This is a genomic window from Chryseobacterium carnipullorum (assembly GCF_003815695.1).
Taxonomy (GTDB): Bacteria; Bacteroidota; Bacteroidia; order Flavobacteriales; family Weeksellaceae; genus Chryseobacterium; species Chryseobacterium carnipullorum.
In genome coordinates this window covers 1,753,884-1,767,137 of record NZ_CP033920.1, presented here as the reverse complement: position 1 = coordinate 1,767,137, position 13,254 = coordinate 1,753,884, and the positions used below count along the sequence as shown (strand labels likewise).

Genomic DNA, 13,254 nt, shown 5'->3' with positions numbered 1-13,254 from the left:
AAAACCATCTTAACTCTCTCATCAGGTTTAATTCTGAATTATTATCAGTTTTCGGTGATAAAATTAGAAAAATTAATCAATATCATCCCAAAAATCGAAATAATTGAACCATTGAAGAGGATATTTTGTAATCATTGATTCCAGGTTCTGTACATAAGAATTGAGAAGTCCCTGAGAATCACGGTTTTTAATATTTTTCGCTACCCTTGCATATAAGTGATAGTGAAGATTTTTTTCTTTCATCACATACACATAGACTACAGGAACACCAAGCCGTGAAGCGATCAAAAAGGGGCCGGCGGGAAATTTAGCGCTTTTTCCCAGCAAATCAGCCTCCAGATATTTTGAACCTTCGAAATAACGGTCTCCTGTAAAGCAGATCAGCTCATTATTTGATAATACCTGATTGATCTCGAAAATATGAGACATATCTTCTTTGACGTAGATGAATTTGATATTGCTTTGTTTAACGACAACGCTTTCCAGATATTCTTTAATGATGGTCACCTCCTGATCTGTGGTCACAAGATTGATCTGACAATCAAAATCAATATCAGCAAAGAAATGTTCTGCAATTTCAAAATTCCCAATATGGGCGCTGATGAGAACGCCTCCTTTTTTTTCTGCTAAAAGGTTTCTGAGATTTTCTATTCCGTCAAATTCATAGGTGTATTTCTCCCTTAAACCAGCAGAAATAGCAGTTTTATCAATCAAAACCTTACCAAAAGTAAAATAGCTTTTGAATACGGAAGCTTTTGATTTCCAATAGCCATAGTTCAGTCTTTTCTGAAAATAATAAGAAATGTAGCGATTGCTTTTTTTAAGAAATAAAAAATAATAGGAAGCAACCAAATAGAGCACAACATATGAACTCCGGATTCCGATATTTCTAATACACCAGACGAATATCTTATATCCGGTTATGGTTCCTTTAGATTTACCTTTCCATTTGTTCATATATACAGTTTACCAATTTATCAATATACCAGTGTAACAATCTTTCGGTTGAAGTCATTGTTACACTGGTATATTTTTTTATTGTTACATTATTAAAAAGAATAAAGTTCAATCGATAGTTATGCGTTTTTTGCGGCAATTTTATTTTCAATAGTCGTATAGAAATCATCAAATGTCACCATTTGTTTAAAATCTGCTTCTCCCAATTTCACTCCGAAATTAGATTCGATCACGACTACCATATCGATATAGTCCAGGCTGTCCAGCCCGAGCGTCTTTTTCAGGTTGGCGTCATTACTGATTTCATCGCCATCTACCTCGAATTCGTTTATTAAGAAATCATTAACGATGTCAATAATTTTTTCCCTTTCCATGTTTTTAATCAAATTTTTTAACTATTAATGCGGAGTTGGTTCCCCCAAATCCGAAAGAATTTGACAAAAATACGTCAATTTTTTGAGTTTTCGTTTTTGAGACCAAATTTATCCTTTTTGCCTCATCGTCAGGGTTTTCCAGGTTGATATTCGGTGCTACAAAATCATTCTGCATCATCAGAATCGAGTACACTACTTCGCTTGCTCCTGCCATCCAGCATTCATGTCCGGTCATAGATTTTGTAGAACTTACCGGAATTTCACTTCCGAAAATCTCATAGATTGCTTTGGCTTCATTGGCATCCCCGATGGGGGTAGATGTCGCATGGGCGTTGATATAATCTATGTCTTCCACTTTTAACCCAGACTGTTTCAAAGCTCTCTGCATAGCCAGAGCCGGGCCGTCTACATTCGGTGTTGAAATATGTCCGCCATTTGAAGAAAAACCGTAGCCTACAATCTCTGCCAGAATGGTGGCTCCTCTTCTTTGGGCAGATTCTAAACTTTCCACCACAAGGCTGGCCGCTCCTCCACTTGGGATCAATCCGTCTCTTCCGGAATCAAAAGGTCTTGAGGCTTTGGTGGGTTCATCTTCTCTTACGGAGAAAACACCCAGTCCGTCAAAACTAGCCATTGAATATTTATTGGTTTCCTGCGCTCCCCCACAAATAATCATATCCTGAAAACCATTGCTGATCATCATATAAGCAAGCCCTAAAGAATGTGAGCCACTGGCGCACGCCGCACTGATGGTCAGATTGATTCCTTTCAGTTTGAAAATCGTTGAAAGATTCATGGTTACTGTAGAATTCATTGATTTAAAGATCGCACCCGATCCCATCAATGTAGTATCTTTCTTTTCTCTGGCAATATCGATAGATTCTACTACTGCCTGAGAAACACTGTCGTTTCCGTATAGAATACCTACTTCATGGCTGTCAAGGAAATCCTGATCAACACCAGCCTGTTTCAATGCATCAATGGTCGCAAGGTAAGCGTATTCGCTTTCCTCACCCATGCTTACACGCTGGCGTCTGTTGAGTAGATTTTTAAGATCCGGTTTCGGGACTACCCCTGTAAGGCCAGACCTGAATCCGAATTCTTTTCTTTCCTGTACTAAAGCAATACCGGATTTTCCTTGATATAGGGATTCTCTGACTTCTTCCAAAGAGGTCCCGATGCAAGAATAAATTCCCATTCCGGTAATTACAACCCTATTTTCCATGTTTTTATCTTTAAATGTAACAATGTATCAGTATAACAATTTAACAATCATACTGAGGTCAAAGCCAAATTGTTACACTGGTACATTGCTATATTGTTATATTATTTTTTATTCTTAAGAGTAGATTCCGCCGTTGATATTCACAATTTCCCCGGTAATATAGGACGCTTTTCTGGATGCTAGAAATGCTACCAGATCCGCAACTTCTTCTGCTTCCCCAAATCTGTTGGCCGGAATCATTGCTTTAAGCTCCTCTTCATTGAAGTCCTGAGTCATATCTGTTCTGATAAATCCCGGAGCGACTGCATTTACGGTGATATTTCTTTTGGCCACTTCCTGTGCGAGTGCTTTTGTAGCCCCTACCAAAGCGCCTTTTGCTGCAGAATAATTGGTTTGTCCCGCTGTTCCTTTTACTCCGGAAACAGAAACCATATTGATGATTCTTCCGTATTTATTTCGAAGAAGCTTCTGGATAAAGAAGTTGGTTACATTGAAAAAGCCATTAAGGCTTGTATTGATCACACTATTCCAATCCTCGCTCTGCATCCACATGAATAATCCGTCTCTTGTGATACCGGCATTGTTTACAATAACCTCAACGATCGCATCAGGATTGCTATCCTGCCACTCCGTCAAAACACCAAGGCTTTCTTCAGCACTGGCAACGTCGAATTTCAGGATCTCTCCAGTAGCACCCAGTTCCTGAACTTTAGCCAGAGTTTCCTTCGCTGCCGCTTCATTGGAAGTGTAGTTGATGAGTATATGGTAATTTTTTTCTTCAGCCAGTTTTATACAGATTGCTCTGCCAATTCCCCTGGAGCCACCTGTGACAATTGCACATTTCATGTGTTAGTGTTTAGTTAGTTTTTTTAAGTATAATTTTTAATCCTTAAGTGTATAACAATTCATTACGATCTGTAATTACATTGCCTTTAAATATTTTTTCACTTCCTCCAGATACGGATACATCACCATATCATCAGAAAAAGCAGGAATGATCTTTCTAATCTCGTCATACAATTCTTTGGTAGAAGACGAAATTTTGTCCTGAAAACCAAGATATTCCACAGCCTGAATAATGGTAATGGCTTCAATCGCCAATACCTCGAAAGCATTCTCGATTACTTTTCTGCAGATCACTGCTGCATTGGTCCCCATGCTTACAATATCCTGATTATCATTGTTATTAGGTATACTGTGTACGTACATGGAATTGGAAAGCATCTGACTTTCTGCCGTTGTAGAGGTTGCTGTAAACTGAACGCCCTGCATTCCAAAATTAAAGCCTAATTTACCTAAATTTACAAAAGGAGGCAAAATCTCGTTGATCTTTGCATTTAAAAGGTAGTTCAACTGTCTTTCAGCAAGCATCGTAAGCTTGGTAACAACAATCTTTAGTTTATCCATTTCAAGCGAAATATAATCTCCGTGGAAGTTTCCACCGTGGTATACATGCTTATCCTCAACATTGATGATTGGATTATCATTGGCTGAATTGATCTCATTTTCAAGAACATTTTCAGTGTATTCCAGCGTATCTAAAACAGGACCTAAAATCTGCGGAACACATCGTAAGGAATAGTACTCCTGAACTTTTTCCTTAAATACTTTTTCCTGTTCTTCAAAGTGGGTATAAAGATGGTCTTCTCTTTTCCTGATCAGTTTGCTATCCGCCAGATGAGCACGCATTCTTTCTGCCACTTTCTGCTGGCCGTAGTGTTTTTTCGTGCCGTTCAAAGCTTCTGAAAGATGGTCATCATATGCCTGAACAATCTCATTGATGGCGCATGAAAGTCTAATTGAAATATCCGTTAACTGGTTCGCTTTGTAAGCATTAACGATTCCTATTCCTGACATAACGGAAGTTCCGTTCATCAAAGCAAGTCCTTCACGGATCTCTACTTTGATAGGTTCCAGCCCCTCTGTTTCGAAAACGTCTTTGGTCAGTTTTCTTTCACCTTTATAAAATACTTCTCCTTCTCCGATCAAAACCAAAGCCAGGTGGGCAAGCTGTACCAAATCACCACTGGCTCCTACTCCTCCATGTTCGAAGATCAAAGGTGTAATATCTCTGTTGATCAATTCTTTAAGCAAATGAACCACCGATTGGTGAACGCCTGAATTTCCGAGTGAAAGGGTATTGAGCCTTGCCAGCATACAGGCTTTTACTTCCTGAGCGGGTAATGGATTTCCAATTCCAGAAGAATGACTTCTAATTAGGTTATACTGAAGCTGGTGGGTATCTTCATCACTGATTTTAAACTGAGCCATTGGCCCAAAGCCAGTATTCACACCATATATTACTTTATTTCGTGAAAATTCCTTTAAAAACTGAAAACTTGTTTCTACTCTGTTTAAAAGCGCTCCTTCCAGTTCTATTTTTTCGTTCTCAATGATAATCTTATGAAAATCCTTCAGTTCTAAAAAGTTATTTATTTTCATCAATTAAAAGTAATAGTTGCTAATTTTGTAAAATATTAATTAATTGTCACTAATTTTGCGGCAAAGATAGAAGTTATTATTAAAATAAAAAATCAAGATGAGCAAAGAATTTGTTGATGTTCTCGTAATCGGGGCTGGGCCTTCCGGATGCGTATCTTCTTCCTATTTAAAGAAGAACAATATCAACGTAAAAGTTGTTGAAAAGACAAAATTTCCAAGACTGGTAGTGGGTGAAAGCTTAATTCCCAGAGTAATGGATCATTTTGACGAGGCTGGACTTTTCCCTGCTTTGGATAAAATGGGCTTTGAAAAAAAACTGGGAGCCCGTTTTTTAAGAGGCGACGAGGTTTGCATTTTTGATTTTAGTGATAAATTCGGAGAAGGCTGGGACTGGACCTGGCAGGTTCCAAGAGCTGATTTTGATAATACCCTGGCCCAGGAAGTGATCAATAAAGGCATCGATCTGGAATTTGAAACTGAGGTAATTGATATTCAATTTAACGGTACAGATTCTATTACGACTGTAAGAACCAAGGACGGTGACACTAAAGAAATTCACTCCAAATTTGTCATCGATTCAAGTGGGTACGGTAGAGTACTCCCAAGACTTCTTGATCTTGAAAAACCCTCAAAACTAGCTCCCCATTCCGCTATTTTCTCTCATGTAGAAGATACGAACAGGGGGGAAGGTGAAGAAGGAACACTTATATCCTTTGATATTATTGAAACGGAGGTATGGCTTTGGGTCATTCCTTTCTCTAACGGAAATACAAGCGTTGGAATTGTTGGTCCTACAGAATATATAGATCAGCTTTCTGAAAATGGCGATCCCGCAGAAGCGTTAAGAAAAGCAATTTCTCTTTCAGAATATTATGTAAAACGTTTCGGAGATGTAGATTTCCTTTTTGAGCCAAGACATCTGAAAGATTATTCATGTTCGGTAAAGCAATTATTCGGAGACGGATATGCCCTGACAGGAAATGCTTCTGAATTCCTTGATCCTGTGTTCTCATCGGGAATGGCCTTTGCCACGGAATCGGGAATGCTTGCTGCTAAACTTGCTTTGAGACAGCTTAACGGTGAAAAGATCGACTGGCAGAAAGATTATACGGACTACATCCTTTATGGTGTCGATGTTTTTACCACCTATGTAAAGGAGTGGTACACCGGCAATCTTCAGGAACTTTTCTTCCACAGGCCTGAAAACGAAGATGTAAAAAGAAAAATATGTGCCGTACTCGCAGGATATGTCTGGAATAAAGATAATCCTTTTGTAAAGAAACATGATACGGTTATTAAAAACCTTGCAAATCTTATTAAGCTTGAAAAACAGCAACAGGAACAATCATAAAAAAACGGTCTGAACATTCAGACCGTTTTTGTTTTATTTTAAATGAGAAATTATCTCAAATCTATAAAAGTGATAGGTTTTCTGCTATTCGGGTTAAAAACAGTTTTCGACAAAATATCAAAATCAATGATTTCAATTTTAGGACTTACCCTGAGTTTTGCCCGGAAATGATCACGGACTTCATTCACAAAGGTCTCATGATCTTGCTCTGTACTTAATTTGATGATAATTTCGTCCAATCCGATTTCATCAGACTGAATAACGATCTGATAGCACAAAATCGTATTGAAATCATTTAAAATATCATTCATTGCAGGAGGATAGAGTGTGGTTCCTTTATATTTGATCATCTGCTGCTTTCTCCCGACAACAGGGCCAAGTCTCATGGTGTTTCTCCCACATCCACACGGTTCATCATGAGCTTTCACAAGATCCCCCGTCCTGAACCGAAGTAAGGGAATCGCTTCTACGCCTAAAGTAGTAATGGTAAGCTCACCATTTTCACCTTCCCCGACAGGATTTTCGTCATCATCAAGAATTTCTGTGATAATCAATTCCGGATGATGGTGCCCTCCGATCTGAAATTCGCATTCCGTGAAAGCTGTACTCATTTCTGTAGAGGCATAGGTTGAGAATAACTTAATATCCCATTTCTCTTTGATCTTCTGTGAAAGAATATTGTCTGTGAAATCCTGGTTTTTGATGCTTTCCCCGATGCATACTGCACCATAAACACTGGAATTTTTATAATCCACTCCGTTTTTTTCAGCATAGTCGATCATTTTTAAGAGGAAAGACGGAACAGTGATCAGGTATTTAGGTTTATATCTGAATATAGAATCCCATTGAAGCTCCGGAACACCCGGCCCCATTCTTACCACACTGGCTCCCATTTTTCTTAATCCCAGAAAATAAGCCAGACCAGCCATAAATCTTTTATCAATGGTGGTGACCATCTGAACAACATCTCCTTTCCGGATTCCTGCACAGACAAAAGAAATCGCTTCATTATAAGCAAGCCTTTCAAGATCACCGTCAGACAATCCGAAAGTAACCGGATCACCTAAAGTTCCCGAAGTGGTGCTGTAGTCGACGATTTTATCCTGTGAAATACAGAAAAAATCGTCGTTATGCTGCTGCAGATCATCTTTTGTGGTGGTGGGAATTTTCCGCAGGTCGTCCAGCGTCTGAATATCCGAGATAGTGATGCTGTTCTGTTTAAACAGCTTTTGATAAAAAGGTGAATTGTTTTCAAGATAAATCAGAAGTTCCTGAAGCTTTTGCTCCTGAAACTTTTTGATGTCCTGAAGGTCTGATCTTTCGATGTCCGGATAGAATTCCAATGATTTAATTTTAAGGAACAAATTTATTTAATTAAAATTAAAAGATTGAATGATTAAAAGATTAAAAAATTGGCAACCGGAATAATCTTATCTCTGAAAGGTAAAAGTCTGTGTATTTGTATTTCCTGCTGCATTCACCGTAGTTACTTTTAAAGTATGTGAACCTGATGCTCTGGGACATTTTTCATCAAAAATATAAACAAAATCATCTTTCATACGGGCAAAACGCAGCCATTTTCCGTCAAGTTCTGCACGAAATGCAACAATATCGCCGATTGTAGCGGCTCCTTTCAATCGCAGAGTACTGCCAGTGATCAGTGCTCCCTCTTTCCATCCCGGAGAAACAGATGGCATACTCTGGTCCAGCAGAAGTGTTGCCGTTCCCAACCGGTTAAATTCTGATTCCACCCTGTCTCCGTTCCACTTTCCTTTGGCAACATTTGTATCGCTTCCGTAGTCTAGCAGAACGACCACTTTTCCTTTTTCTTCATTGGTTAATTTCCTGTTGGGTTTTATTTTTAAAGTATAATTATCATGAACGGGAATATATGGTGAATGTAAAACGATGGTATTGGAAACGGCATCTCTGTTAGTGCTTGATTTTTCAGACATTTGAAAATTCACGGCATCATAAACTGCATTTTTGCTAAGATTGATTTCTGCATTTTCAGTCGTGATTGTTTTACGTTCATTAGCTTTTACCGTTGTATTGGTAGAAGAGATCTGATCTGAAGTTTTACTGAGTTTAACTTTTGTTTTTAGCCTGCTGGTATTTCCATTGAAATCTTTTAATATAATTTCGACAGAGTGTACATTTTCGTCCTTAAGATTAATGATTCCGTTTAAATCCGACGGGCTGTAGTTTTTCAGTTTCATACCCGGCAAAGAAGATAAGTGCTGAATGCTCATTTTATCTTGTATCAACTTAGGATAGTCTATACATCCATTGATATAGCGGGTGTCATCATAACTCACTTTATCAATAGAAAAGCTGTACATCACCTCATCATCCATCAGTAATTCTGCATGATAAATTCCAAGATTAAATCCCTGGTTGGCTTTATCAACTGCTTTAATTGCCAAACTAATCGTTGGTGAACTGACTTGAATTACATCTGTGGTATACATATTCCCCATCTTTTTAACAGCAATTCCGTTGGCTCCGGGCTCATAAGTACTGAATCGGCGGTCATACCAGTAGAGCCCGCTGATAACAGGCGCAATACTATCCGGAATATTAAACCCAAAAAGCAACGGATTGATACATTCTTCAGTTTTTGTATCTCTTATCTCGAAATGTAAATGCGGGCCGGCTGAACCTCCCGTATTTCCGCTTAAAGCAATGAGCTGCCCTTGGGTTACCGGAAACTGTCCGGGAGAGAAAATGATGTCCTGTTCACACTTTTCATCTTTATACTGTCTTTCTTTAACATATTCATCCAGTTGGTCATAGTATTTATTGAGATGAGCATATAAAGTGGTATACCCATTCGGATGGGTAATATAAACTGCATTTCCAAAACCATATCGCTCCACTTTTATCCTGCTTACATAACCGTCTGCTGCTGTCACAACCATTAAATTTTCCTGGCTGTTGGTCCGCAGATCCAGGCCCATGTGAAAATGATTGGTACGAACTGCACCAAAGTTGGCGGCCAGCTGCATGGGAATATTTAAAGGGTTCCGGAAATAATTTTGCGGATAGGTATTCTGAGCCTGTATTGTAATGGCGTTAATGAAAAAAAAAATGAATAGAAGTTTGTGGAAAATCTTCATGCATTATTTCGTTTGGGGATTCACTTCAATTTACAACATTTTAAATAATGATATGACAGAATTGTTTATTATTTAGATATTGGCCAAAGCCAGAGGATGAAGCCTGCCTTTTTAAAACGGGTTAAAACCCACTCCCATTGAACAAAATGGTTGTAAAAATTTGATAAAAACAGTGAAAAAAAATTGACACATTCATCATTCACAATTCACTTATGTCTCATTTCCCCATTTATATTTCTGAAATTGAACTTTTTAATAGATATAAGCTAAATAAAACATATATTATAAACCGACAAAATTTAGTAAATTTGCAGACTTAATTAATCAACGATATTGAGATATTTACAATGAGCCAATTTAAAGAATACAAAAACCTCAACCTTATTGACATAGCCGAGAATGTATCGGAGTTTTGGAAACAGAATAAAACGTTCAGTAAAAGTGTTGAGATTCGCGAGGGTAATGCCGAGTTTGTTTTTTATGAAGGACCTCCTTCAGCAAACGGTATGCCCGGAATTCACCACGTTATGGCCAGAGCATTAAAGGATATTTTTTGTCGTTACCAGACTCAGAACGGAAAACAGGTTTTCCGTAAAGCAGGCTGGGATACACATGGACTTCCTGTAGAACTGGGCGTAGAAAAGGAATTAGGAATTACTAAAGAGGATATTGGCAAAAAAATCTCTATTGAAGACTACAACAAAGCCTGCCGTGAAGCAGTCATGCGATATACAGACGTTTGGAATGACCTTACGGAAAAAATCGGATACTGGGTAGATCTTGAAGATCCGTATATCACCTACAAGTCAAAATATATGGAGACCGTTTGGTGGTTGCTGAAGCAGTTGTATAATAAAGAATTATTGTACAAAGGCTACACGATCCAGCCTTATTCTCCAAAAGCAGGAACAGGACTTTCTTCTGCGGAATTAAATATGCCTGGAACGTATCACGATGTTTCTGACACTACAGTAGTAGCACAGTTTAAAGTAAAGAAAGAATCTTCTGACTTATTTAGTGATGTTGAAGGAGACGTAAGCATTCTTGCATGGACGACGACTCCATGGACCTTGCCATCCAACACCGCATTGGCTGTAGGAAGAGACATTGAATATGTTTTAGTTAAAACCTTTAATCAATATACTTTTGAACCGATCACGGTTGTTTTAGCGAGAGTCCTTTTAGAAAAGAACTTTGGTAAAAAATATGTGGAAGGAACTCATGAAGATCTCGCGAATTATACGTCAGAAAGCAAGACGATTCCTTATCAAATTTTAAAAGAATTTACAGGAGTAAAATTAACCGGAACTCAATACGAGCAATTAGTTCCCTGGTTTACTCCAAACGACGCTCCTGAAAAAGCTTTCAGAGTAATTTTAGGAGATTTTGTAACGACTGAGGACGGAACAGGTATCGTTCACATCGCTCCTACTTTTGGTGCAGATGATGCAAGAGTGGCCAAAGAAGCCGGCATTCCTCCTATGTTGATAAAAGACGAAAATGACAATCTGGTTCCCCTGGTAGATTTACAGGGAAGATTTATCAAGGGAGAAAATGTTCCTGAATTATTCTCAGGAAAATACATCAAGAACGAATATTACGATGAGGGTACTGCGCCTGAAAAATCATGGGATGTAGAACTGGCCATTTTATTAAAAACAGAAAATAAAGCCTTCAAAGTAGAGAAATATGTTCACAGTTATCCGCACTGCTGGAGAACTGACAAGCCTGTATTGTACTATCCGCTGGATTCCTGGTTTGTGAAAATGACTGCTGTGAAAGACAGACTGGTAGACTTAAACAAAGAAATCAACTGGAAGCCTAAGTCAACAGGAGAAGGACGTTTTGCGAACTGGATTGAAAATGTAAACGACTGGAACCTTTCGCGTTCAAGATATTGGGGAATTCCTTTACCGATCTGGAGAACGGAAGATCTTAAAGAAGAAAAGATCATCGGATCTGTAGAAGAATTATACAATGAGATCGAAAAGTCTGTTGCTGCAGGATTGATGAAAGAAAATCCTTTCCAGGGCTTTATTATAGGAAATATGTCTGAGCAGAACTATGAACTGGTGGATCTTCACAAGAATGTAGTAGACAAAGTAATTCTTGTTTCAGATTCAGGAGCAGCCATGAAGCGTGAAAGCGACTTGATCGACGTTTGGTTCGATTCAGGCTCGATGCCTTATGCTCAGTTGCATTATCCTTTTGAGAATAAAGAATTAATTGACAATCATAAAGCATTCCCGGCAGATTTTATCGCGGAAGGCGTTGACCAGACCCGTGGATGGTTCTATACCCTTCACGCGATCGGAACCGCAGTTTTTGATTCAGTTGCCTATAAAAATGTAATGAGTAACGGGCTTGTTCTGGATAAAAACGGACTGAAAATGTCAAAATCCAAAGGAAATGGAGTTGATCCGTTTGAAACGTTAGCCGTTTATGGACCAGATGCTACGAGATGGTATATGATCTCAAATGCGAATCCTTGGGAAAACCTGAAGTTTGACATCGAAGGAATCGACGAAGTCAGAAGAAAGTTCTTCGGAACCCTTTATAATACGTATTCATTCTTTGCTTTATACGCTAATGTGGATGGATTCAATTATTCTGAAAAAGAGGTTGAAAACAGACCTGAAATCGACCGATGGATTCTTTCTGAATTAAATTTATTAATTAAAGAAGTAAAAGCATTCTACGAAGATTACGAACCGACAAGAGTAGCCAGATCAATCAGCACATTTGTGAATGATAACCTGAGCAACTGGTACGTAAGATTATGCAGAAGACGTTTCTGGAAAGGAGATTATTCTGATGATAAGATCTCTGCTTACCAGACGTTGTATACGTGTCTTGAGACCGTGGCAAAATTATCAGCACCTATTGCTCCGTTCTTTATGGATCAATTGTATCAGGATCTGAATAAGGTAACCGGAAAAGAAAACTGTGAATCTGTGCATTTAACAGATTTTCCTGTAGCAGATGAAAGTCTGATTGATCAGGATCTTGTGGAAAAAACGCATTTGGCACAGAACATCACCAGTATGGTTTTCTCGTTAAGAAAGAAAGAAAATGTAAAAGTTCGCCAGCCGTTACAAAAAGTATTGGTTCCGGTTCTGGATGCTAAAACGGAACAACAGATTTTAGCTGTTGCAGATCTGATCAAGCAGGAAGTAAACGTTAAAGAACTTCAGCTGATTAATTCAGAAGAAGCTTCTCATTTAATTATAAAACAGATCAAACCGAATTTTAAAGCGCTGGGTCCTAAATTAGGAAAAGACATGAAAACGGTGGGCGGAGAAATCGCCAATCTGAACACAGAACAGATCGCCAGTCTTGAAAAAGAAGGAAAAATAGACGTTCAAGGTTACGAAATCACCCTTGCTGATGTAGAAATTTCTACAAAAGATATCCCGGGATGGACCGTAACTTCTGATGGAAAGACAACTGTGGCATTAGATTTGACGCTAACAGATGAGTTAAAATCTGAAGGGATCGCAAGAGAGTTTATCAACAGAGTTCAGAACCTGCGAAAAGAGAAGGACTTTGAACTGACGGACAGAATAAAAATCTCCATTGAAGAAAATTCACCATTCATTGAAGATGTTAGGAAAAATGAAGAATATATTTCTTCTGAGGTCTTGTCAAATAAAATAGAAATTGTATCTTCACTTTCAAATTTTAACGAAATCGAAATAGATGAGGTTAATTTTAAGATAAATATTGAAAAAAATTAACATATAGTTATTGTTTTTTAAATTCCATTTCATAATTTTATTAAAAAAG

The 13,254-nt window shown here is 38.2% G+C and carries 9 protein-coding genes; 2 read left to right on the top strand and 7 right to left on the bottom strand.

Translation table 11 applies throughout. The annotated features are described in order from the left end of the window. Window positions 1-72 precede the first annotated feature (72 nt). From EG346_RS08130 to EG346_RS08110, 5 genes are all read right to left on the bottom strand, one after another. Window positions 73-957 carry a lysophospholipid acyltransferase family protein gene (locus EG346_RS08130; RefSeq protein WP_123877933.1) on the bottom strand — a complete coding sequence of 295 codons (885 nt, stop codon included), beginning with the start codon at window positions 955-957 and terminating at the stop codon, window positions 73-75. 119 nt (window positions 958-1,076) lie between these two features. Next, entirely contained in the window at window positions 1,077-1,331 is a 255-nt protein-coding gene (locus tag EG346_RS08125; protein ID WP_123877931.1) for an acyl carrier protein, read from the bottom strand. A gap of 4 nt (window positions 1,332-1,335) precedes the next feature. Next, window positions 1,336-2,556, bottom strand: a complete 1,221-nt coding sequence (locus EG346_RS08120; RefSeq protein WP_123877929.1) for a beta-ketoacyl-[acyl-carrier-protein] synthase family protein — start codon at window positions 2,554-2,556, stop codon at window positions 1,336-1,338. 114 nt (window positions 2,557-2,670) lie between these two features. Further along, a complete protein-coding gene (gene fabG / locus EG346_RS08115; protein WP_123877927.1) occupies window positions 2,671-3,402 on the bottom strand; it encodes a flexirubin biosynthesis SDR family reductase FlxB in 732 nt (243 codons plus the stop codon). A 75-nt stretch (window positions 3,403-3,477) separates the two neighbouring features. Beyond that, a complete protein-coding gene (locus EG346_RS08110) occupies window positions 3,478-4,998 on the bottom strand; it encodes a flexirubin biosynthesis tyrosine ammonia-lyase FlxA (protein ID WP_181876127.1) in 1,521 nt (506 codons plus the stop codon). A gap of 97 nt (window positions 4,999-5,095) precedes the next feature. On the opposite strand from EG346_RS08110, the gene EG346_RS08105 reads away from it, so the two are divergent. Then, a complete protein-coding gene (locus EG346_RS08105) occupies window positions 5,096-6,349 on the top strand; it encodes an NAD(P)/FAD-dependent oxidoreductase (RefSeq protein ID WP_073335757.1) in 1,254 nt (417 codons plus the stop codon). Window positions 6,350-6,399: 50 nt separating this feature from the next. Here EG346_RS08105 and EG346_RS08100 read toward each other — a convergent pair whose 3' ends face one another. Together EG346_RS08100 and EG346_RS25330 are read right to left on the bottom strand one after the other, a co-directional pair. Then, window positions 6,400-7,692 carry a flexirubin biosynthesis putative acyl-CoA ligase FlxY gene (locus EG346_RS08100; RefSeq protein WP_123877923.1) on the bottom strand — a complete coding sequence of 431 codons (1,293 nt, stop codon included), beginning with the start codon at window positions 7,690-7,692 and terminating at the stop codon, window positions 6,400-6,402. A gap of 87 nt (window positions 7,693-7,779) precedes the next feature. Further along, window positions 7,780-9,468: a M23 family metallopeptidase gene (locus EG346_RS25330; RefSeq protein ID WP_123877921.1), complete on the bottom strand. Its 1,689-nt coding sequence runs from the start codon at window positions 9,466-9,468 to the stop codon at window positions 7,780-7,782. Between the two features lie 347 nt (window positions 9,469-9,815). Here EG346_RS25330 and ileS point away from each other — a divergent pair, with 347 nt between their 5' ends. Continuing rightward, window positions 9,816-13,205, top strand: a complete 3,390-nt coding sequence (gene ileS, locus EG346_RS08090) for an isoleucine--tRNA ligase (RefSeq protein ID WP_123877919.1) — start codon at window positions 9,816-9,818, stop codon at window positions 13,203-13,205. Window positions 13,206-13,254 lie beyond the last annotated feature (49 nt).